Source organism: Paenibacillus sp. YAE3, from assembly GCF_057546105.1.
The window spans coordinates 80,809-104,036 of sequence record NZ_BAAIYF010000006.1; the positions used below are offsets into that span (position 1 = coordinate 80,809).

Consider the following 23,228-nt stretch of genomic DNA (forward strand, 5'->3'; position numbering starts at 1 on the left):
TGCCCATCCCTTCCATGCAGGGGAAGTCCTTTTTTTTCATCCATCACAAGGTTTCAAGGTGACGCTCGGGGGATCACACCGCCGTTTTTTTGGCGACGGGAATCCAGATTTCGCTCCGGAATGCCGGCGAGGAAGTGTCCTTGCTTTCGTTCCACAGCAGTTCCGGGCCTTCAACGGCTTCATACCCCGAAGACGGGAACCATTCGGAATAAATCCGCCCCCATACCGATTGCAGCGTTTCGGGAAAAGGACCGACCGCTTCGAACACGGCCCACGTCATGGCCGGCACCTCCAGCATCGACAGATGCTCAGGGCATTCGGCGGTTGTGGCCGCCCCGATGTAATGATCAAGCTCGCCCTGCTCTTCCATGCGGCCCTCCGAAAAATTCGCGGACGCGCTGATCAGCCCTCGAGGTTCAACGTTAGACAGCTTTTTCAGCAGGGTAATCGTCGTTTCGTCCAGGCTGGCCCACATGGAGGCGATTTCCGGATTGACGCCGCTGAACTTGATCGGGACCCTTTTTTTGAGCCCCACGATGCGAAATGCCTCTTTTTCCTCTAAACGATAGTTCATTTCTTCTCCCCCTTCAATGGATAAACGGAAGGTCATGGGTGGAAATGCTTTCAGCGGACGCCCTTGCTTTCGCGCCTCCGACGGGGCGATTCCATGCAGCTGCTGGAACGCCCTGGCGAACGAATCCGGCGAATGATACCCGTATTTGACGGCGGCATCGATCACCTTCATTGTTCCGGCGGCCAGTTCGATCGCGGCCAAAGTCAGGCGCCTGCGCCGAATGTATTCGGACAACGAAATGCCGGCCAGGAACGAAAACATTCTTTTAAAATGATATTCCGAGCACAACGCCAGCTGCGCCGCCTCTTGATAGTCGATGTCGCCGTCCAGGTTCTCTTCGATGTACCGGAGCGCCCGGTTCAAGTTTTGCAGCATATCCATTGGTTATGACCTCCTTTAATCTCATACTAACAGGATCAAGAAACGGGCATCCGACAATCCATGCACCGTTTTGCAGGGGCTCCTGGTCAGCCGAGACCCGCGTTTGTCTCTAAAATAAACGGCAGCCCTTATGAAGATGTTACTCTTCCGGGCTGCCGTCGTTCATTATTTATCTCCGATATAACGATTGCTTCCGGCTCCCCAACCCGCAAGCATATAGATGATGCCGGCCGCCATCAGCAAGATGATGGCTACCGTCCAGCTTCCGGTTACGTCGTGGACGAATCCGAACAGCAGCGGGCCGACCGCGGCCAATAAATAGCCGATCGATTGCGCCATTCCGGACAGCTCGGCAGCCTGCTGCGAATGATGCGTGCGAAGCACGAAAAACATCGTGGCCAGGCCAAAAGCGGACCCCGTCGCCATGCCGATCGGAATGACGGCGGCAGGCACCAGCGCCGCGACGCCGGTCATAAGCAGCGAGAATCCGATCATGAAGCATAGGAACGTAAGAAAGACAAGCAAACGCTGGTTCTTGAATTTGGCTGCCAGCACGGGCACGATAAACGTAACCGGCACGCTGAACAACTGCAACAGGGACAGCATCCAGCCTGCCGTCGAAGGACTCATGCCGCGTTCGGTCAAAATTTCGGGCAGCCAGGCGACCACGGAATAAAATACGAAAGATTGCAGTCCCATGACGATCGTGACCTGCCAAGCGAGCTTGGAGCCCCAAACGCCGCTTTTGCCCGAAACCTGCGCCTCGCCCGCCTGATGGCGGGAGCGCAGCTGCGGCAGCCAGACCAGCATCGCGATGGCCGAAAAGATGCCCCACATGACAAGCGATCCCCGCCACCCCGAATGCAGATGGGAAGCGACCGGGACGCTGATCCCCGAAGCCACCGCCGCAAAAATGTTCATCGATACCGAATAAATCCCCGTCATGACGCCCGTCCGCAGCGGGAAGTCCCGTTTGATCAAGCTTGGAAGCAGCACGTTGCTGAGCGCGATGCCGACGCCAAGCAAAATGGTCCCCGCAAACAACGCGGCCAGCGACGGGATAAAGCGTAATAACACGCCCGCAGTCACGGCGAAAACGCCGAGAAACAACGTCCGCTCCATCCCCCAGCTGCGCGATATTTTGGGTGCGAGCGGAGAAATGACCGCAAAGGCCAGAAGCGGAAACGTGGTCAGCAATCCGGCAAGCGTGTGGGACATGCCCATATCGCTGCGGATCGTTTCGATCAGCGGTCCCACCGCCGTGATCGGGGACCGGAGCGTCGTGGCGATCATGACGATCCCCAGCAGCAGCACCGCCGCCTTCACGCCGGTGGATGCGGCAGGATCGGTGTTTTGTTGAAATTTCGTTTCGGTTGCGTTATTCATGATGTGTTTTGTTTCCCCCTTGTATCTCTTTTAGCAATACGGTGCGCGAAGCGTCAAGATAGTCGCGGACAGCCTCCGCCGATCGGCTTTCGTCCTGCGCGACGATGGCTTCGATCAGCCGGGCGTTCAGCTCCGAATGAAGCTCCAACAAACACAGGTGGCTGCTGCCGTAACTCACCACCTGCCGGACGGATTCGCTGATGGAATCGTACAGGTCGCTCAAAATCGAATTATGCGCGGCCGCGATCATCTCTTTGTGAAATTCGTAATCCGCCCGGATGTAACCTTCGATATCCCCGGCAGCTTCCGCACGGATGCATGCCTCATAAGCCGAACGGATTCGGACGATATCCTCGGGCGTACGCCGGAGCGCCGCCAATCGCGCTCCCTCCTGCTCCAAAGCCGACCGGACTTCGAGCGTTTCGCTCAGCTTCGACCGTTCCAATCTCCGCGTCAATGCCGGCGCCAAGCTGCTGGCAGAGCACACATAGGTTCCATCCCCCTGCCTTGTCCGGAGCATGCCCGCATGGATCAGCGCGTGAATCGCTTCGCGGATCGTGTTCCGGCTGACGCCAAGCTCCTTGACGAGCTCGGGTTCCGCGGGAATGCGTTCGCCGACCGGCCATGTCCCGTCTTCGATAAGCCGCTCGAGCTGGGCGGCGATTTGTTCGACCAACGTTTGTTTCGTCGGGCGTTGAAGTGTCATCGGCAATTCCTCCAAACATCGGATGTTTGGTTCGATTATAACACTATTTTCATATCCATGCTATCTTTCAGAAAAAATTTCGAAAATCCGATGTAAACAACAAAAAAAAAGACCGCTTTTCAAAGCAGCCTTTTTCAAAGAAATGGATCCTATTATGCCTGCAATTCTCGGCGTTCCGCCGCCACTTTGTTTTTATGCAGGGCAGGAAGCTTGATGAACAGGAAATTGTAAATTTCGACAAGAGCGATCGCGCCGATGACGTCCATGATGACGTGTTGTTTGATAAACAAGGTCGATAAAATAATAAGCAGCGACATGCCGGTGATCAAAGCGGCGTTTTTGCGGTTGCGCGCCGGGCTTTGCCATATCATCCGCATCACCATGTAGCTGGAGAAGCAGTGAATGCTCGGAAAACAGTTAAACGGTTGGTCCCGTTTGTAAATGAACCGCATCAGCATCGCAAACGGATCGTCCCCGACGACGACGGGCCGCGGCACGGTCGTTTGAAACACCAGATAAATGACGTAACACGTAAGGGCGCAGACCGTGTACAACAAGATGGAACGGTAGAACGACGGCCGGTCCTTGAAAAAGAAATACACGATGCACACATAGATGTAAAAAATCCAGACTCCGTACGGGAGAGCAAAATATTTAATGAACGGCGTTGCCTGGTCCAATGGCGTGACAAGCGAATAGACGTTGTCCGTCGGCTGGTTTACCAGTTGATAAAGGCTCCCGAGCACGGGAAAAACAAGCATCAATAAAAGAGGAGCCCAGCGTTGCATCGGCCTAGGGATCCTGTTTTTTAGCCAAGACATGGGATCAATACCTTTCCAATTTCGAAATCGGGTCATCGGACAACCGCTTTTATCCAAAACTCACTGATTCATTGTACTCCGCCATCCGCCATCATTCAACACCGATAAATGTAGATATTTCGTGAAGTTTTCGTGCTTTTCGGCGGTTCCGAATGATTATCGCGCGCAAAACGCAAAAAAAAGCCCCCGTACCTTACAGGCACGAAGGCTTCCTGAATGCTTCCTAACGTTTTAGTTTGCGGTTGTTGATCCACAGCGGAATGCGGAAAAGCAGGTTGATGAGCAAAACGACGACGACCAGCACGGCCGCGGACCGCTGCGCGATCGATGCGGCATCTTCCACGATCGCTTCCGACTGCACGTACCACAGATGGACGGCAAGCGTTTCGCCGGGCGCAAACAGGTTGAAATCCCACATTTCGCCCGACGTGCTGAGACCCGCCGTGAGCAGAATGACGGCCGATTCGCCGAAGGCGCGGCCTGCCACCAGGCAGATGCCCGTTATGATGCCCTGCAGCGCGATCGGCAGCACGACGGTGCGGATGCATTGGAACCGGGTCATTCCGAGCGCATAGGAAGCATTTTTAACGTCATGGGGCACGGCGCGGACCGCTTCTTCGGTCACCCTGGCCAGCATGGGCAAATTGAGGAAGGCAAGACTGACCGCCCCGCCCAGGATCGTCAAGCCGATCTGGAAATACTCGGCAAAAATCGCGAGACCGAGCATGCCGAAAACGATCGACGGAACGGATGACAAGCTCTCCACGCAGATGCGGAGCACCTCGGTCAGCTTGTTTTCGGGCGCGTATTCGGCCATGTAAATGCCGGCTCCGACCCCGATGGGAATCGAAATGACCAGCGACAAAAACAAAATGTAGAAGGAGTTGAACAACACCGGGCCGATGCCGCCCCCCGGGTCGATATCCTCCGGCACTTTCGTCAAAAAATCCAGCGTCAGGCCGGGGAGCCCTTTGCCGAGAATCGTAAGCAACAGCCAGAATATCAGCAGCAGCACGAGCGCCCCCAATCCATAAAAGGCGGCCGTGGCGAGCTTGTTATACGCAAGCGACCTTTGCATTTTGCGGCTTTGGGCCGTTGGCGTCATGTTTGGTCACTTCCCTTCCGTCCAAGATAACGGATCAACAGGATGAGCAGGAACGAAATGGCCAGCAGCAGCAAAGCCATCATATGAAGCGCGTAGTTCCAGGTCGAATCGAATTCGACGTTGGAGATTTGCATGACGATGTTGCTCGTCAGGACGGATGCCGGAGTGAATAACGTCGTGGCAAGCTGCGCGGTATTCCCGATGACCATGACGACCGCCATCGTTTCCCCGATCGCCCGGGTCATCCCCATAATCACGGCCGCGACGATTCCCCGCCCCGCCGCCGGAATCACGACCCTCATCGTCACCTGCAGGCGCGTCGATCCAAGCGCATACGCCGCTTCGCGGTACTTCTTCGGCACCATCGAAATCGCTTCGTCGCTGATCCGGCAAATGGTCGGAAGCACCATCAGCGCAAGCACCAGAGCCGCGGCAAGCAGCCCGTCGCCCAAATTTTCCCCGCTCATCCGGCGCAGGACCGGAATCAATACCGTGAGGCCGAGATAGCCGTAGACGATGGACGGAATGCCGACCAGCAGATCCAGCACCGGACGCATCATGTTCCGCAGCCATTTCGGAGCGATTTCGGCGATCAGCACGGCCATGCCGACCGCAACCGGCACCGCCATGGCCAACGTCAGCGCCGTCAAAGATAACGTATTGACGATGATGCCGGCCGCCCCGAAGCTGTCGTTTTCCGGCGTCCAATCGAACGACAGGAAAAAGTCGGCCAGGGAAATATGGGCGAAGGTCAACAACGCCGTTTTGCCGATAAAAAAGATGACGAGCCCGAGCACGAAGCAAAGGGCCAAAATGCTGAACAGGAAATAATACTTAAACAACCGATCCGCGAAACGGGCGCGAACGTAACGGCCGAACCGTCCGTCCGCCGGCTTCGCGAGCGAACCCGATTTATCGGGCATCATTGGCCGGGCAGAGGTGCTCACTCAGGTTTCCTCCCATAAAGCGGCCAGCCCCGTGATCAGGGCTGGCCGCTCGATATTCCTTGTTAAGGCATCAATCACGTACCGCTGACGGTATTAGCGCATCGCCGAAATCGGAATGAATTTCAGCTTTTTGAGCGATCCCTGCTGAAACTTCGCGCTTTGCACGTATTCGATGAACGCTTTCGTCGCGCCTGTCGGCTGTCCTTTGGTCATGTAATAACCGTACGCCCAAATTTTGTACGTGCCGTTGATGACGTTGTCGGTCGTCGGGGCCACGCCGTTGAAGCTGACGGCTTTTACGTCACTGTTCACGTATACCAGGTCGATGTAGCCGATGGCGTTCGGCGTCGTCGCCACGGCCGTTTTCATGTCGCCGCTGGAGCCGACTTCCTTGTAGTTTTTGTCCTTTTTCACGATGTCGCCGCCTCCCAGCGCTTTGGCCTGGTAGTTGACGCGAGTGCCGGAGCCGAAAGCGCGGGTGATGACGACGATGTCCGCATTGTCTCCGCCGACTTCCTTCCAGTTGGTGATTTTGCCGGAATAAATGCCTTTCAGCTGCTCGGTCGTCAGGTTATTGACCTTTACGTTTTTGTTCACGATCGTTGCGAACGGAATGACTGCAACTTTGTTGGCGACTTGGCCGTCAAATGCTTTGAAACCGGGGACGTCCATGCTGGCGTCCCAATCGCAGGCGCCGATGTCGGCGATGCCTTTTTTCACGGCCTGAGGTCCGGTCACGGAGCCTTTGCCGGAAGCGGCGATTTTGACTTTAGGGTTCAGCTTTTGAAATTCCTTGGCTGCTTGCAGCGTCAAAGGAAGAAGCGCCGTCGAACCGTTGATCGTAATTTTGCCCGACAATCCCGAAGCCGCCGAAGCGGAGCCGACGAGGGTGGATACCGCCACAAGCGAGGCTGCGGCCAGAAGCGACATTTTTTTGAACCATTTCATACGTATAATCTCCTCTCGATATGAAGCAAATTATTTGGTAAGCTGGTCGGTTCTTCCGTTTTGAACCAAGATCACTTTGCCGTCCGCGACGACGGCCACGCGGGTGCCGTCTTCCGAAATGGCCAGGCCGGTAACGTCCGCCTTGGTGGCGTACACTTCGGTTTTGACGCCTGATACCAGGGCGTAGACCTTGCAGCTTCCGTCGGCAGCCACGCCGGCGGCAGCCAAATGGCCGCTTGGGCTCGAAGCGCTGAGCAAGAAGTCCGCGTCCGCGATCAAATCCCGGGTACCGCCGCTTGCGGAAACGGCTTTGATCGTTCCTTTGGCATTCGCTTGTTCCGGATCGGCGCTCAAATACGCCACGCTGCCATTGCCCAGGAAGGCGGGATACAGTTTGTTGTCCCCGGAGGCCGTCAGCGCTGCGGGTTTGGCGTCCTTCACGCCGAGATCCAACGTATAGATTTGCTCCCCGGCGCCGGAATAATCGATTTTGAGGGAATCTTCCGTGCTCTCTTTGTCGTTTTGCGCAACGCCAGTCTCGGTGACGATATAGGCGATTTTCTTCTCGTCGGCCGAAACGCGGACCTCGGATTTATTTTCGACCTTGTCGGCCAAAATTTCGGTGATTTGACCCGTGTCCACGGAGACGCACGAGATTTTTTCCTGTTTGTCCCCCTGAATGAAATAGATTTTTTTGCCGTCGGCCGTCCAGGCCAGATCCGTCTTCACGGAGGTGTCCGCCCCCAGCTTGTACGGCTCTCCGCCGTTCAGGCTGACGAGGTACAGCTGTCCGGTTTCGTCCGTGTATGCGGCGAGGTCGCCGTTCGGAGAAATTGTCATATTCGACGCGTTCGGATTTGAAAATAATAAACGTGAGCTGTAATCGGAGCTGAGGCTGTACAATTGGGCCGGATCGGCATCCTCCTTCAAGGCGACGAGTCGGCCATTGGCGTCGAAAGAAACGGAAGCGAAACTTCCCTCGATTCTCCCCGCCGTCAGGATTTGCAGCGTATCCCCGCCAGCGATGACTTCGCCTCCCAGAGCGGCTACGACGGGGTTCAGCTCAACGAAAGCACGATTGTCCTGAATGACGGGAGCGGCCGTAAAGGTCCGTGCTTCGCCGTCAAGCTTGAAGGTCTTGGAACCCGATTGCAGCTGCAGGGTATGCCCGTTTTTGCCGGTCTTTACCGTGATGAGGCCCTTGGCGGAAGTTGCGGCCGCGCCGTACATTTTAGCCAGATCGCCCAGCGCGATCAGTTTCCCGTTTCCGGCTTTCAGCATGGAGACGGTCATGTTTTGGCCGTTGACGCGGATGCTTTCGCTCGCTACCGCGAATTTGGCCGGTGAGACTTGGGATGCAGTGCTTTGGTCCTGCGCCCGCAATGCTTTGGCCTCCGGCGCTCCCGCCGACAGCGCGGCCGTCACGAAAGCCGCTGCGGCAATGGTCTGCAGCATTTTATTGGTTTTCAAATCGCTCACCCTTTTCTTCTCTTTTTTCTTCGCTTCGATGAATCTAGGTCTATTTTCATATAGATTTGTTAGATTGGTTTGATTGGTATGTTATGGAAACATAAAATATTTACCGTTGTCATTTGGAAAAATAGGTATTATCCTAGTTAAAAATAAAGCTTTTCCAAGAAACATGGCTAATGATGGGACTTTTTGTGTTAACCCATTGTTAACTGAAGTGATGGAGGCCAAAAACGTGTATGTAATCGCATTTATTTTATCGCTTGTCATCGTGCTGGCATTGATTCCTCCCCTGAGAAAGCTGGCCATCCGGGTCGATTTCGTTGACAGGCCGACAAGCCGGAAAATCCATAAAGAACCTGTCCCCCATTTGGCGAGTATCGCCATTTTCCTGGGATTCATGATTCCGTACCTCATCCTGAGCCGTCATTGGGATGCGGAAATGGCCGGCATCATCGCCGGTTCGCTCCTCATCCTCGGCATCGGCATGGTGGACGACTGGTACAAAACGCGCGGCAAAGACTTTCCGGCGCTGCCGAAAACGGTGGTGCAGGTGGGAGCGGCCGTGATCGTCTACTTCTCCGGCATCTCCTTCGTCGGGGTGACAATTCCGTTTGCCGGGCATATGATCGTATTCCCTGAGTGGCTCCAGTTCATCCTGACCATCCTTTGGATTTTCGGCGTCACGACCGTCATCAACTTTATGGACGGACTGGACGGGTTGTCGGGAGGCGTAGCCGGCATTTCCGCGCTGACCTTGTTTATCGTCGCGATTTCCAAAGGTCAGACGCAGTCGGCGATCATGGCGATCATCCTCGTGGGGGTGGCGCTCGGCTACTTGAAGTACAACAAACCGCCGGCCAAAATTTACATGGGGGACGCAGGTGCCACGTTTATCGGGTTCATGCTCGGCATCATCGCGCTGGACGGAGCCTTCAAGCAGGTTACCGTCATCTCGATCCTGGTTCCGGTGCTGGCGCTCGGCGTGCCGATCTTCGACAACATTTACGTGATCATCAAACGTTATTTGAACGGAAAACCGGTATACAAGGCCGACCGAAGCCAGATTCACTACCGGCTGTTGTCCTGGGGGCTGAGCCCGAAGCAGGCCGTCTTGTTCATCTATTTGATCAGCGCCTGCCTGTCGCTTTCGTCCATCATTTTAATGCTGCTGAGCAAATCTTCGTAAACAGCCAAAAGCTCCATGCCTGCAAACAGGCATGGAGCTTTTTTTCGTGTTACGCAGGCGACCGCTTGCGCAGCATCGACCGAAAAATCGCCTTCAGCAGCGGCGGAACCGCCAGGAAGATAAACAATGTCCTGAACAGCTGATAGCAAATGACAACCGACAGATCGGCTCCGGCCTCTTTGCCGATGATGCCCATTTGATCCATTCCGCCCGGGGCAAGGCCCAAAAAGGCGGTGACGATCGAGACGTCATGAAGCCGGGTAAACAGCAGGCTCAGGCCGATGGAGCAAAGGATCAGCAGCACCCCGCTGAACGCCGCGAGAACGATGATCCGCAGCTTGTTCCCGAGCTGCTCCGGTTTGAGCAGCATCCCGACGTACACGCCGATGACCAGCTGCGAGGCGTTCAGGACGACGGCGGGGAGCGCATGTCCGGCATACCCCGATAATTGCAGCAGGACGGTTGCGATCATCGGGCCGAGCAGATAAGCCGTCGGAAATTTGATCCGCTGCCCGACCACGGCAAAAAGCGTGCATAACACCGCAAAACCGATCACGTGCGGAAACAGTCCGTCCCACCCTGCAGAGGAGGCGGCATGCGTCGCGGCAGCCGTTTCGCGACCGCCGGTTCCCCCAAAAAATGGGCTGAACACCAGCAGCGGCACAAAAAAGATAATCATCATCAGGCGCGACACCTGCAAAAAAGTGACGACCGTAATGTCGATGCCTTCGATGTCGTCCGCCAGCGAAACCATTTGCGTCAAGCCGCCCGGAATGCTGCCCATCAGCACCGTCGGAAACGGTACGCCGGACAGTTTCGACACAAGCGCCGCAATGGCGAGGCTGCCTAAGAGCAGCAGGACCGTCAGCAGAACCATGGACGGCAGCTGCCGTCCGATCTGACGCAGCGTCTCCGCCGTAAACGCCAGCCCGATCGTGTAGCCGACGATGATCATGCCGCTATTGCGGACGGCGGTCGGGCATACCGGCTTGATCCTCCGTATCGCTTTGGATGCGATCAGCGTCACGATCATCGGGCCGAGCAACCACGGGACGGGCATGTGGATCCACTTGAACGCAAATCCGCCAATAATGCCAAGCACCAATGTATAGAGCAGGCGGAACCCGTTAGCGGACATGGGCGGTCAGCTCATCGATCCGTTTTTGGACATCCCCTTTAAATACCCCGCCATGATAACAAATCACGGTTTCAATATCATAATCCTTGAATTTACGAACCGACTTCAGCGCCGTATCCATATCCGGGGTGGCCTGCGGCACCGGACCGTGAAGCTCGCCGTTATGAACGATGAGTGCATCGCCCGCAATCAGCGTTTTGCTGTTCGCGTGGTACAGGCTGGTATGGCCCGGCGTATGCCCGGGCGTATGAACGACCGTCAGGCCTCCGCCGAACGGCAGCACGTCGCCTTCCACGAAAGTATGCGTCACGTGGGCAGGAGTTTCCCGGGAAAACGCCCGCCGAAAATCGGTATACGTCTGTTCCGACAGCATTTTTTGAAGCATTTCCTCCATCCCGGGACGCATCTTGAGCAAAGGAAGCTCGCCGTCGATATACGGACGGTCTTCCTCGTGGGCGTATACTTTCAATGTTTCGCCGGAAGCCGCGATAAATTGCGGCAGCGAACCGACATGATCAAGATCCTGATGCGTCAACACGACGGCGGCCGGCGCCGGCGACGTGTAGCCTTCCTGCCTTACAAGCTCCTTGATCGCCTCGTAGTGCCCCGGGAGCCCGGTATCCACCAACACCCATTCGCCGTCTTCCCCGATCACCACCGGATGGAATACCATGCCGGCGCTTTCGTCCGATAGGTCCAACATCGTTAATCGTGCAGCTATTTTCATTGACGTCCAAAGCGAATCGCTTTGGTTCACCTCCCCAATAATATTAAAAACCCATGAGTCCATTATATGACTCTTGGGTTCTATCCGTCAATCGCTATCATTGACCTTCTTCTGCCGTCATGTCAAAATACAAAATGAGGTGGGCGTCATGGAGATATTGAAACGACAGCAAATTGTGAATACAGCCATGGAAATATTCAAGGAAAAAGGTTACGTCGCGGCTTCGATGAAGGACATCGCGGAAGCTTGCGGCATGGCCAAAGGCAGCATCTATAAGCTGTTTCCCTCGAAAGAGGATCTGTTTACCGCGGTATTCGAGGCCTGCCATCAGACCATGTTCGCCAAGGCGAAGGAACTGGATCTTGAGCCTTGCCCCGATCCGAAGGAACAACTGCGGCGGAAAATCGAATTTCAGCTGCGCTACATGCTTGAAAACTATTATTTTACGAGCGAATTCAAGGAATTGCCCGTGAAGGATCATGAGCATTTCATCCTTGCATGGAAAAAGAAAAGAACGATGCTGCTCAACCTGCACCGCGACTTTTTTGTTGAGGCCTACGGCGAAAAAATCGGGAAGCATATATGGGATGTCGTTACCATTTTCAGGGGCATGCTGAGGGAGTATCTGGCTTATGCCAAACAAAAGGTCGTCCGGCAGCCGCTTTCGGAGCTTGCACGTTTTATACAGCAGCGAATGGATGCCGTCGTACGCGACATGCTCGAAGAAGACGCCGCTCCGGTGATGGACGAGCACAGCGTTTACGTGAACGAACTTCATCCGGCCGACCCTGCCGCGGTGCAGGAATACGTCCAGGAATTTTTGGATTCGTTGAAGGACCAATTGGACGAGCTCCCGATGGCCGAACACCAGCGAAAGGAGCTGCAGGACGTGATCCGGTTGCTCAAGCAGGAGTTCGAGCGGCCGGACCCCAATCCTACGCTGCTCCACGTGTATGTCTCTTTTCTCGAAAATAATCCCGCCGTCGGCGCCTATGCCAAACAGCTCAGCTTTATGTTTTGAACGAACAGCCATAGCAAAATGACCCGAATACGAGGACCATGGACGGTTTGCCTCGATTCGGGTCATTTTAATGTTAACGGGATGCGCCTTTTACGGAAGGCTTCCCCACGGATTCGCCTTGGATGAGCGTTACGTAGATGCGCTCATGCTCGACTTTTTCGCCGGAAATGATTTTGATGAGCTGCTCCGACGCGAGCGCCCCCCATTTCCGTTTGGAATAGTCGATGGTGGCCAGCCGCGGCTGCATATACCGGGTCAGCTCGATATTATCGAAACCGATCAAATGGATCTGCTCGCCGATCCGGAACTCCGTATCGGCCAGCCGGTTGCACAGGCCGATCGCCATCTCGTCGTTCAGGCAAAACACCGCGACGGGTTCCGTATACTCCCGCATGATTTGTTCGGCGGCCTTTTCTCCCCCGCTTTTTTTGAAGTCGCCTTGAATTTCGATCCATTCGATGTCGCTGCGCCGGTCCGCAACCATTTTGACGGCTTTCATGCGCTGGATCGAGTCGAAGGACCCTTCGGGACCGGATACGATATAGATCTTTTTATGGCCTTGCTCCACCAAATATTCGGTGGCCAAGGTCGCCCCGGCCTTATTGTCGAGCAAAACCTGATTGATGTTCGGATGATCCAGCTCGCGGTCGAGCACGACGATTTTATGGTTGCGGTCCGCGTACTTCAGCAGTTCCTCGCTGGAGAACGTATGGTCCAGTATGACCGCGCCGTCGATCAAGCGCTCAGGCAGCATGCGGTGGGACTGCTTGCCGCTGCAGACGATGAGGTCGTAACCCTGCGAGTTGCAGACCTCCTTCATGCCGTCCAGCAGTTCCCCGTACACATCCCCTTTAAAGTCCGTCAGGAATACGCCGAGAATTTTCGTCTCCCGTTTTTTCAGCGTTCTGGCAGCGGCGTTCGGAACATAGTTCAGCTCTTTGGCGATTGCCAGTATTTTCGAGCTGGTTTCGTCCGTCACCTTGCTGCTGCCGTTCAGGGCATAAGATACCGTCGAAATGGAGACTCCGGCTTTTTTAGCGATATCCTTTATACTTACCAATTTGTCCTCGCTCCTTATCGTTGTTCGCCGGGGAATTTTGCAGGCGAGGCGCCTGCTGGCGCCCCTTTCCCGCAAAATCCCGTTCATTCTTGGATGAATTGGATCCTATGGAAAATGGCGATCCGTTAAGATCGCCTAAAAATTTACATAAAAATTTCAACGACGTTATGATCGTCCTTCATCGCCTGCTCAAAGGCTTCCTTGCTGATGCGCAAGCCGCCCTCGCGGTAAGGATTGGCCACCCGCTCCGCCTGGAGCGGATTGCCGTTTAGCGTCACGCGGCTGACGGAAGCGCCGGATATATGATAAACGAAGGTAACCTTCACCCCGTCGTATTCGAAATCGAAATGCATTCCGTCCAGCGATGCCGGCAGCACAGGGTCGATCGTCAGTCCGCCTTGGTCCTGGCGAATGCCGAGGGCATTCGAAATCAGCTGGTTCATGTAAATCCCCGGACCGCTGGAATAAATCCGCCATCCGCCTTTCACCTGCACCTTGCCGCTGCGCAGGTCGTCAAAATGCGTCTGCGCCTCGTAGCGGTTGTTGAACTTGCCGTCCGAGCTGCTGAAATACGCGTTGCTCTGCCGCATCTCCGCATTCGGCACGACGTCGCGGATGCCCACCGGGTTAATGACGTTAAGCCCGTTCCATACGTCGTCCGCATGTCCCAGCTTCGCCATCGCTTCGATGAACCGGATGTGGGCATGGACATATTGAAGCCCAACCTCGCGTCCGAAATTCGAAGCCTGCTCCGCCCGTTTGAAATGCGTGCTGACGCCTCCGGCGTACTGGGCGGGACGGTTCATCAAACGAACGCCGTCAGGGAAGAACAGCTTTTCCTTGATCAATGCGTAATGCGATTTTGCGCGCTCCGGATCGAGCAGTTCCGCGATCATGCTGCGCGTCATCGGCAGCAGGCGGTATTGGATGCCCGTTTCGGTGTCCGTCGGATGCAGCATCAGCTTGGCGTCGGCAGGGTCTTCCATGTAGAGGAATCCCGGAATAACGTCGGTTTGCAGCATATACCGGTGGTAATCGCGTTTGATGCCGTCCGCCATTTTCTGCAGCTCCGCCGCAAAGGACGGCTCTTCCGCCAGCAGCGCCGCGGACAGCTGGGTAAACGTCTGGTACGTCAGGGCCACCGTCCAGCTGCTGACCATGTATTTCTTGAGCTGGGCGTTCGCCGGCTGCAGGGTGTCGTCCCAGTCCCCGTCGCCGTAAGACGACAAATACGTATCATGCAGGAAGTGGCTGCGGATGTAGCCGATTTCCTTATGCACATGCTCGAGCAGCGTGTAGGTTTGTTCCGTGAACTTGAAGCTTCCTTTAACGGTATAGGAAACCTTTTCCTTCAAAATACTGTAATCCCGCGTAGCCGTCAAATAATCGCTGAGCACCTTGAGCGGCCAGACGATAATGTCGCCGTGGCTCTCTTCCTGCTGCACCGGGGCATACCGGTCGAACATGAACCACTGCGGCCAGTTTCCGTCATCCTCGTATTGATGGGAATATACGGTAAGTAAAATATCCCGGACCTGACCGAATTTTTGCGTGGCCATGAAGTACTCCGACGGTCCCTGGCACACGTCGCGCGTTCCCCATGCCGCGCCGCCGTATTGCTCCAGGCCATGCGGAACCGAATAATGGACGAGCATGTTATGCGTGTACCACCAAGCCAGCGCGTTCACTTTGAAGAAGTCGGCGCCCTCGGTTCCGTCCCCGCCGGTAAGGCGGAATCCGTTCATGACCTCCCGGTAGAAATCGCGATATTTGGTGATCTCTTCCTCGGCGTTTTTGTCTTCGGCCGGAATCTGTTCGCCGTTCAGCAAACCTTGCACCGTCAGGGTCCACTCGCGGGTTGCCTCGATTTGCATCGTATAGAGCGACGCGCAGCCGGCCGGTACGCCTTCCGCAAGCACGGTCTCGTCGCCGATCTCGGCTGCGGCGCCATCCAGCCGCATGCGGTATTGCAAGTTCGGGTAGGCTTCCTTGCGGATGTCATCCTGCCCGCCGAAGAAGGTAAGGACGCCGTTTTCGTTCGTCATGCGAACCGGCGCTTCGTATTCGTTGACGTTCATCGTCACTTGGCTTGTCACGAGGAAACGATACGCCTTACCGCTTTCGGAACGAACGTTCAGCCGCACTTCCGGCGTGTCCACGGTCGTAAAGTTCGTGATGATCAGCATGTCGCCCGTCGTTTTGTAATACCAGCGCACATAGTTAAAGCCGATTTCGAACAGCGAGGGCATCGTCAGCAGCCGGTATTGCCCGTCCACTTCGACGTAAATCCGCTGTCCGGCCGTTTTCGGCACGTTTAGCGCGTTTCGGGCGTTGCTCATCATTTTGTTGAAGTTCGTGTTGCCCACGACCAGATGCGAGTTGAAAATGCCGTACATGTAAGACGTGGTCGTGATGACCGTTGCCCCGAATTCAACGTTGTTCCCGCTCATCAAAATATGGCCGTGCGGACGTTCAACCAGCAATTCTTTTTCTTTGCATACGATATGTTCATAGGAATCCGTGAAAAACGAAAGGAGCTGTCCGCCTTCGCGTTCTTCCTGTTGTCTCTTATGTTCCGGGAAACGCGCATCGATTTCCTCCGCCGACATGGAGAGGGTTTGCAGCGGTTCGCCGATGGTTCCGTTAAACCGAACGGCAGGCAGCTGCCGCAGCGTGTCCTTTTCGCCTTCGGCCAAATAAGCCTCCCAAGCCTGCTGAACCTCGGCTTTATACTCGAGCTCGGTTACCGCGGCCGCATGGTTTTCTTTGAACAGGCCGTAAAATACGAAACGCGCTTCGCCGTCAAGCGTCACCCGCTCGGATTGCAGCGCCGTGTACGCAAACTCGTATTGATAGATTTCATTGGCCAGCCCGGCCTTGCTTAGACAGGAAGGCACGTTTGTTTCCTTGTAGGACAAGCCGAAAAATTGAAAGCCGTCCGTCGAATAGCCGGTAGCGCGCGTCAAGGCGCCTTGCTGGATATAAGGGAACGCGCCGCCGCTTTGCGGCATGTTTTGTCTGGAGCAAACGACGTAACCGAAATCATCGTCCTCGAAAACGGTATGGTCGATATATTGGGACAAATAGGCTTCGTTGCTGCGCACCGCCCCGATGTCGGCATTGCCGAGATCCTGTCCGTAGATGATGTCGATGCTTACCCCTTCGCCCCGGGCGACCACGTCCCAGAACCAGACGCCGAGCGGAGACACGGCAAAAGTCACGCGGTATTCGACGCCGTCGGCGCTGCCTTCCCAAAGAATCCGGCGTTGCCCGGCGCTTACTTTGCTTTGGGAACGGATGCCGAGCAGAGGGTAAAACGAAATGCCCGACTCGCGGTGAATACGCAGGTACAGGTTATTCAAAGCTCCTTCGATCGGGCTTGCCACCAGTTGGTTTATCATGGTTTGGCCGCTTAGAGCCTGGTGCAAATCGCCGCTTTCCCAAAAGGTAAAGCTCAAATCACCCGCTTGGATGTTTAGCTTAGAGTTCGTAATCGTGGCTGTCATATGTTGTTAATTCCTCCTAACCCTTGAAATAAACCTGCGAGCGCGGTGTCCGGATCGTGCCGGAGAGGCCGTCAGGCCCCTCGCACGGTCCGCCTTCATTCACGTTCACCTGTTTCGATTAAACCAGCTTAAAGGACGCTTCCAGCGTGTCGCGGCTGTTCGCCCCCACGAATACCCGGAAGGAACCGGGATCGCTTGCGAAACCGAGATCGGAATGATGGTACCGCAGCTGCTCTTCCGTCAACGTGAAGGTGGCGGTTTGGCTCTCGCCCGGCTGAAGCTCCAACCGTTCAAACCCTTTAAGCTCGCGGAGCGGACGGACGACCTCTCCCGCCACGTCGCGAACGTACAATTGAACCGTTTCGATTCCGGCCCGTTCTCCCGTATTGGTTACCTTCACTTGCACCGTGATCGGTTCATCCGCCTTCATTTCCGGGCTCGACAGGGTCAAATCGCTGTATTCGAAGCTCGTGTACGAAAGGCCGAACCCGAACGGCAGCAGCGGATCGTTAGGGCTGTCGATATATTTGGATACGTAACGTTCGTCCGATTTGGAAGGATCCATCGGGCGTCCCGTATTAAAATGGTTGTAGTATACAGGCACTTGGCCTACCGATTGCGGGAAGGACATCGTCAGACGGCCGGACGGGTTCACGCGGCCGGTCAAAATGTCGGCGATCGCCGCCCCGCCTTCGCTGCCCGGGAACCAGGCTTCAAGCACCGCATCGGCCTCGTCGAATATGCCGTGCAAATCAAGCGGACGGCCGTTGAAAATGACGGCTGCCATCGGCTTGCCGAGCGCCTTCAGCTGCTCCGCCAGCTCGAGCTGCGCCTGAGGCAGGCGGATGTTCGTTCTGGAGCCGCCTTCGCCGCTCATCGCGGATTCTTCGCCAAGGGCCAACACGACGATGTCGGCGCTGCGGGCCGTTTCGAGCGCCGCCTCCAGCTGCTCCGGCGTCATGCTGTCGATGCCGCAGCCTTCGCTGACGGCAAGAGTTCCGGCGAAACGTTCCTTGAGCGCCGAAGCGAGCGGAGCCGCATCTTCCTTCTCCCCTACGCAGGACCACCAGCCGAGGATATCGTTGCTTTCCGCGAACGGGCCGATCAAGGCGACGCGGGCATCCTTTCGCAGCGGCAGCACGCCGTCGTTTTTGAGGAGAACGCTCGATTTGGCAGCCAGCTCATAGGAAACCCGGCGATGTTCCTCGCAGAAAAGAATTTCCTTCTCGCGCTCCGGGTCTGCCGCGCGAAGCGGATTTTCAAAAAGTCCGAGTTTGTCTTTCAGGCACAGGATGCGCAATACGGCTTCGTCGATGAGCGCTTCATCCACCTTGCCGCTCTCCACGAGCTCCGGCAAATGGCGGACGTAACAAGGGGTCATCATCTCGATGTCGACGCCGGCCCGGATCGCACGGTATGCCGCTTCGCGGTCGTCTTCGGCCGCGCCGTGCGCGATCATCTCCCGAATGGACGCCCAGTCGGAGATCAGCACGCCGTCGAATCCCCATTCGTCGCGCAAAATGCCGCGCATCAGTTTTTCGTTGCCGGTCGCCGGAATGCCGTCCACCGTGTTAAACGATGTCATGACCATTTCGCAGCCTTCGTCAAGCGCCGCTTTATAGGCCGGCAAATATTGCTCGCGAAGCTGCCGCTCGGACATGTTGACCGTATTGTAGTCCCGTCCGCCCTCCGGCGCGCCGTAAGCCGCAAAGTGTTTCACGCAAGCCGCCAGCCGGTCGGTTTCTTCTTTCAAATTGCTTCCTTGATAACCTCTGACGAAGGCGCGGGCAAACAATCCGTTGAGATAAGGATCCTCTCCGGTCGTTTCCATGACTCTTCCCCAGCGCGGATCGCGCACAAGATCGACCATCGGCGCAAACGTCACGTGAATGCCGGATACGGCCGACTCTTTGGCGGCGATTTCCGCGCTTTTCTCCGCCAGCTCCAAATCCCAGGAGCAGCCGATGGCGAGCGGGATCGGGAAAATCGTTTTAAAACCATGCACGACGTCCGCCATAAACATCAGCGGGATTCCCAGCCGGCTTTTTTTCAGGTACGATTGCTGCACGTCGATGACCGCCTGCGCCCCGGAAAGGCCAAGCACGGAACCGCTGCCGGTAACCATCGGCTCGGTAATTCCCATTTCCTCCATCGGTCCGGTCACTTGACCTTCGTTGTCCGTGCCTTCGTGAAAATGGGCGGTAAGCTGAAGCAATTGAGCGATTTTCTCTTCCAGCGTCATTTGTTGTATAAAGCCTTTTAATTGCTGAATATCCATACAGTTCCCTCCACTACCTGCTCAAACATTCAAGCGGGTTTTTTCTCTTTTTTTGCTGTACAGGCGCCTGGGCCGAAAATTGCTTCATTATATATGAAAGATTTATAGAACGCCGCGGGCCGTTGGAGACTCCGGCATTCTTTCTTCTTTCTCAGGAGCTTGCGCAACATCCGCCGCCCCGGAAGCGGGCAGGACGGATAGATTTTTGTTTCCATCCGCTTGTGCAAACTCCTCAATCAGAAGAGATGGGATGACTTCGTCTCTTTCACGGGGCCGGAAGCCCGCCGTCCCTGCTGGAAAATAGAGGGTTTTCCGGCCGTCATGAAGAGAAGAACCCGGCTGCACCCTAATGCTGCACACCGGGTTCACGGACGGGGGGGGTTGGGGTCAAGATCAACCCCCTCGCCCATCGTCCTTTTTTGAGATATCTTTACTTGGCGAATTTGCTGTTCAATTCATCCAGCACCGGTTGAACGAGGGATTGCTTGCTTTGCACCCATTTCTTCCAGTTGGTTTCCAGATCGCCGCTTTGCAGAATCAGGTTGGCATACTCGTTTTGATATTCGAACGTTGCTTGGCTTTTAGCTTTGGAATCATACAGCTGTACGTCCCAATCGTAAGTCGCCAGCTTGCCGCCTTCTTTGCCGAGTTTCGCTTTTTCTTGGAAAAGCTGCACGGCACGGTCGCGGTATTCCTTTTTGATCGCCGGGTTCACGACGCTGAAGTCGTCGCCCAGGACATACAGGCCTTCAAAACGCGCAGGATATTTGTCTTCGAGCGTCGTTCCTTCCGGAAGCAGGCTGACCAGCTCGTTTTTGTCGTCGTATTTCCAATCTTTGCCCTCGAAGCCCATGTTGACGAGCAATTGTCCTTCTTTGCTTGTCGAGTAATCGAGGATGTCCATGATGCGTTCAAACTTCTCTTGGCTGATGTTCGGCGAGAAGATCAGGGACGACCAGAAATTGACCTGCTCCAGGTTGCGGTATTTGCCGTCATCGCCGAGAACGATGGCCGTGTGGACCAGATCGTCGCTGCTGACGCCCAGGTTTTTCTGCATGTTTTTGTCCAGATCCTGTCTGTACGAAGCCAGGCCGCCGAGGGACATGATGCCGGCTACGCCTTTGACTCTGAAGTTGTCGGTGCCTTCGTTGTTTTTCCATGTGTAAAACTCAGGATTCAGCAGGCCTTCTTTATACGCTTTTTGCATCAGCTTCAGGCCGGTCAACGTTTCCGGATCCGCCGGACCCCAATGGAATTTGCCGTCTTCGCCTCTGTAGAATGCGGATTCCACGCGGGAGTGTTCGCTGTTGGCCATGATGATGTTCGTCAGGGCATCGTCCGCGTTATAAGACATCGGAACCAGCTTGGAGCCCAGTTTGCCCGGATCCTTCTCTTTGATCAGCTCGGCATAATGGATCAGCTCGCTTGTCGTGTATGCGTCCTTCAGCTCGAATCCGACGGCTTTCGCCCAGTCTTTGCGCAGCGCGATGACGCCGATTTGGTTCACGAGCGGGTCGGCCGGTTTGTTTTGGTAGTAGACCGGTTTCGGCAGAATGTACGTGCCGCCCGTCAGCTCTTCCAGTTTGTCGCCAAGGCCCGTCAGCTTGTAGGCTGCGGCTACGTTCGGCCAGCGTTCCTTCCAGTCATCCGGGAATTTGTACAAAAGTCCTTGGTCCACGTAATTCATGAAATCGCCATGCACGTAGTTCCAGCTTGCCACGTCAGGCAGGTCGCCGGAGTTGATCCACAGGCGGAGTTTTTCCGGCCAGGAATCCCATTGCACGTAGTTGTAATCCCACTCGACGTTAAACTTGTCCATCCAATATTTGTGGAATTCGTTGTCCAGCACGCCGTCCTTCACTTCGGTCGTCTGCGCGACGGAGATTTTCAGCTTGTCCTTGTAGTTGCCGTCCGCGTCTTTTTCGTTGCCGCCGGATGATGCCGAGTCTTTCGAGCAGGCAGTGACCGTCACCATAACCGCCGACAGCGCGACGGCCAGGAGAGGTTTAAGCAGCTTTTTGGTGTTCATGTTTTTCCCCCACTTTGATCAGATTTTTGCAATTAAAAATCTATTGTGTAATCAGGTCTTGATAGCCCCTGTCAACACCCCTTTGGCGAAGTGCTTTTGCAGCATCGGGAAGAAGCACATAATCGGCACCATCGATACGAAAACCGAAGCCATCTTCATTCCCGTGGAAAAACCGGATTTGTTCAGGGCGTCCACGCTGGACGCGTTCGAAACGTTTGTCGAGGATTCGACGATGATCGTTCTTAGGACGTTTTGCAGCGGCAGCATCTCCGCCTTTCGCAGGAAAATCATCGCGTCGTACCATCCGTTCCAGAAGGCGACGCCGTAGAACAGCGTAATCGTTGCCATGATCGGCGCGGCCAGCGGCAGCACGATGGAGAACAGGATCTTCCATTCCCCGGCTCCGTCGAGTCTGGCGGATTCCATCAGCGATTCCGGGAGGCCTTGGAAATAGTTCATCATCAGGATCATGTTGAAGGCGCTGAAACTGCCCACCAGGATGACGGACCACAAGGTACCGGTCAGGTGAAGCGACTTCATGACCAGGTAAAGCGGCACGATCCCGCCGTTGAAAATCATGGTGAACAGAACCAGGAAAAAGATCAGCTTTTTGCCCGGAAACTTGTCCCGGCTCAGGCCGTAGGCCATCGTGCTTGTCAGGAACAAGCTGAGCGGCAGCCCGACGACGAGAATTTTGATCGTATTCCAGAAGCCCGTCAAAATCCTTCCGTCATTCAACAACGCCTTATAAGCGTCCAGCGTCGGATGCTTCGGAAACAGCATCATCGGGTTATCGGCGTATTCTTTTTGCGAAGCGAACGAAATCGCGATCACGTTGATGAACGGGATGAGGATCATCAAGGACAAAATGATCAGGACGACCAGCAGCGCATAGTCGAGAAAGGTCATTTTGCCGATCCGGTATTTATGCCGTTTTGCGGTAGCGGTACTCATCTGTTATTCACTCCTTTCCTAGCGGAACAAGCCGTCTCCGCCCATCATTTTAGCCACTCGGTCGGCGGCCAGCAGCAGGATCATGTTCACCAGGGAACGGAACAAGCTGACGGCGGTCGAGAACGAGAAGTCCGTCGAGGACTGGAACGTAATGCGGTAGATGTATACGTCGAGCACCTGGGACACGTTTTGCGTGGCTGCGTTCGCCAAGTTGAAGATCTGGTCGAAGCCCGCGGACATCAAACCGCCCACGTTAAGAATGAACATGACGGTTACGGTCGGAAGAATGTTCGGCAGCGTAATTTTGAAAATTTGCTGCATCCGCGAAGCGCCGTCGATTTGGGCCGATTCGTACTGGTCCTGGTCGATGCCGGAAATGGCCGCCAGGAAGATGATCGCGCCCCAGCCGGTCGACTTCCAGATGTCGGTGAGAATCAGCATCGGCAGGAACATGTTTTCCGAGCCCAGGAAGTTGATCGTAGGCAGCCCCATCAGCTGCAGCGCGCTGTTCAGCAATCCGTCATAGGAAAGCACGTTGATGACGATCCCGGAAACGATGATCCAGGACAAAAACTGCGGAAACGTAAATACCGTTTGGAACAGCTTTTTCGTTTTGCGCATCCGCAGCTCGTTCAGCAGCAGCGCAAGAAGGATCGGGAACGGGAACGTGATGACCAGCTTGATGATGTTGACGTACAGCGTTCTCCACACGGCCTGCGCGAAGGTTGGGTCGCGGAAGACGTATTTGAAGTTTTCGAAGCCGACCCAAGGGCTTCCCCAAATGCCCTCATTGGCCTTGTAGTGCTTGAACGCCAGCGACAGACCGCCCATCGGCAGGTAAGCGAACAAAATCAACCAAACCAGGCCGGGAATCAGCAGGGTATAGGTCATTCGGTGCTTCCAGATTTCCTTGTACCAAGGAGTCGCGGAACGCGCTCGTAATTTTTTGTCAGGCCCTAAGGCTGCGGGTTTCAATTTGCATCGCCTC

Annotated in this window: 18 protein-coding genes; 2 read left to right on the forward strand and 16 right to left on the reverse strand. The window is 55.4% G+C overall.

The genetic code is table 11. The features are described 5' to 3' along the window. Window positions 1–73: 73 nt before the first annotated feature. The 8 genes from AC27KL_RS13125 to AC27KL_RS13160 form a co-directional block, all read right to left on the reverse strand. Window positions 74–955 carry an AraC family transcriptional regulator gene (locus AC27KL_RS13125; RefSeq protein ID WP_487169982.1) on the reverse strand — a complete coding sequence of 294 codons (882 nt, stop codon included), beginning with the start codon at window positions 953–955 and terminating at the stop codon, window positions 74–76. A gap of 165 nt (window positions 956–1,120) precedes the next feature. After that, entirely contained in the window at window positions 1,121–2,341 is a 1,221-nt protein-coding gene (locus tag AC27KL_RS13130) for a CynX/NimT family MFS transporter (protein ID WP_339323860.1), read from the reverse strand. Further along, window positions 2,334–3,047, reverse strand: coding sequence for a FadR/GntR family transcriptional regulator (locus tag AC27KL_RS13135; protein ID WP_339323859.1), 714 nt, complete (start codon window positions 3,045–3,047; stop codon window positions 2,334–2,336). The genes AC27KL_RS13130 and AC27KL_RS13135 overlap by 8 nt, the downstream gene beginning before the upstream one ends. A 152-nt stretch (window positions 3,048–3,199) precedes the next feature. Further along, the gene (locus tag AC27KL_RS13140) at window positions 3,200–3,835 is read right to left on the reverse strand and encodes a phosphatase PAP2 family protein (protein WP_487169983.1); all 636 of its coding nucleotides are present in this window, start codon (window positions 3,833–3,835) and stop codon (window positions 3,200–3,202) included. Window positions 3,836–4,091: 256 nt separating this feature from the next. Further along, complete coding sequence (gene pstA / locus AC27KL_RS13145; RefSeq protein ID WP_487169984.1) at window positions 4,092–4,973, reverse strand: phosphate ABC transporter permease PstA; 882 nt, start codon at window positions 4,971–4,973, stop codon at window positions 4,092–4,094. Next, window positions 4,970–5,920 (reverse strand): phosphate ABC transporter permease subunit PstC, encoded by a 951-nt coding sequence (gene pstC / locus AC27KL_RS13150; protein WP_445164746.1) that lies wholly within the window; start codon window positions 5,918–5,920, stop codon window positions 4,970–4,972. The genes pstA and pstC overlap by 4 nt, the downstream gene beginning before the upstream one ends. A gap of 93 nt (window positions 5,921–6,013) precedes the next feature. Continuing rightward, window positions 6,014–6,868, reverse strand: a complete 855-nt coding sequence (locus AC27KL_RS13155; RefSeq protein WP_339323856.1) for a phosphate ABC transporter substrate-binding protein — start codon at window positions 6,866–6,868, stop codon at window positions 6,014–6,016. A gap of 30 nt (window positions 6,869–6,898) precedes the next feature. Further along, on the reverse strand, window positions 6,899–8,347 hold the full coding sequence (locus AC27KL_RS13160) for a stalk domain-containing protein (protein ID WP_487169985.1): 1,449 nt from the start codon (window positions 8,345–8,347) through the stop codon (window positions 6,899–6,901). Window positions 8,348–8,558: 211 nt separating this feature from the next. Here AC27KL_RS13160 and AC27KL_RS13165 point away from each other — a divergent pair, with 211 nt between their 5' ends. Then, window positions 8,559–9,527 (forward strand): MraY family glycosyltransferase, encoded by a 969-nt coding sequence (locus tag AC27KL_RS13165; RefSeq protein ID WP_339325067.1) that lies wholly within the window; start codon window positions 8,559–8,561, stop codon window positions 9,525–9,527. A gap of 49 nt (window positions 9,528–9,576) precedes the next feature. Here the strand turns inward: AC27KL_RS13165 and AC27KL_RS13170 are convergent, their stop codons facing one another. Both AC27KL_RS13170 and AC27KL_RS13175 read right to left on the reverse strand, forming a co-directional pair. After that, a complete protein-coding gene (locus AC27KL_RS13170; protein ID WP_487169986.1) occupies window positions 9,577–10,665 on the reverse strand; it encodes an AbrB family transcriptional regulator in 1,089 nt (362 codons plus the stop codon). After that, on the reverse strand, window positions 10,655–11,368 hold the full coding sequence (locus AC27KL_RS13175; RefSeq protein ID WP_487169987.1) for an MBL fold metallo-hydrolase: 714 nt from the start codon (window positions 11,366–11,368) through the stop codon (window positions 10,655–10,657). The genes AC27KL_RS13170 and AC27KL_RS13175 overlap by 11 nt, the downstream gene beginning before the upstream one ends. Window positions 11,369–11,540: 172 nt before the next feature. Between AC27KL_RS13175 and AC27KL_RS13180 the strand changes: the two genes are divergently transcribed. Next, a complete protein-coding gene (locus AC27KL_RS13180) occupies window positions 11,541–12,413 on the forward strand; it encodes a TetR/AcrR family transcriptional regulator (protein ID WP_487169988.1) in 873 nt (290 codons plus the stop codon). Window positions 12,414–12,486: 73 nt separating this feature from the next. On the opposite strand, the gene AC27KL_RS13185 is transcribed toward AC27KL_RS13180, so the two are convergent. The 6 genes from AC27KL_RS13185 to AC27KL_RS13210 form a co-directional block, all read right to left on the reverse strand. Beyond that, the gene (locus AC27KL_RS13185) at window positions 12,487–13,473 is read right to left on the reverse strand and encodes a LacI family DNA-binding transcriptional regulator (RefSeq protein ID WP_487169989.1); all 987 of its coding nucleotides are present in this window, start codon (window positions 13,471–13,473) and stop codon (window positions 12,487–12,489) included. 143 nt (window positions 13,474–13,616) lie between these two features. Then, entirely contained in the window at window positions 13,617–16,979 is a 3,363-nt protein-coding gene (locus AC27KL_RS13190) for a GH36-type glycosyl hydrolase domain-containing protein (RefSeq protein ID WP_487169990.1), read from the reverse strand. Window positions 16,980–17,097: 118 nt separating this feature from the next. Continuing rightward, entirely contained in the window at window positions 17,098–19,257 is a 2,160-nt protein-coding gene (locus AC27KL_RS13195) for a glycoside hydrolase family 3 N-terminal domain-containing protein (protein ID WP_487169991.1), read from the reverse strand. Between the two features lie 430 nt (window positions 19,258–19,687). Then, complete coding sequence (locus AC27KL_RS13200; protein WP_036713575.1) at window positions 19,688–21,286, reverse strand: type 2 periplasmic-binding domain-containing protein; 1,599 nt, start codon at window positions 21,284–21,286, stop codon at window positions 19,688–19,690. Between the two features lie 51 nt (window positions 21,287–21,337). Then, window positions 21,338–22,240, reverse strand: coding sequence for a carbohydrate ABC transporter permease (locus AC27KL_RS13205; protein ID WP_212948027.1), 903 nt, complete (start codon window positions 22,238–22,240; stop codon window positions 21,338–21,340). Between the two features lie 18 nt (window positions 22,241–22,258). Continuing rightward, the gene (locus tag AC27KL_RS13210; protein ID WP_339323847.1) at window positions 22,259–23,215 is read right to left on the reverse strand and encodes an ABC transporter permease; all 957 of its coding nucleotides are present in this window, start codon (window positions 23,213–23,215) and stop codon (window positions 22,259–22,261) included. Window positions 23,216–23,228 lie beyond the last annotated feature (13 nt).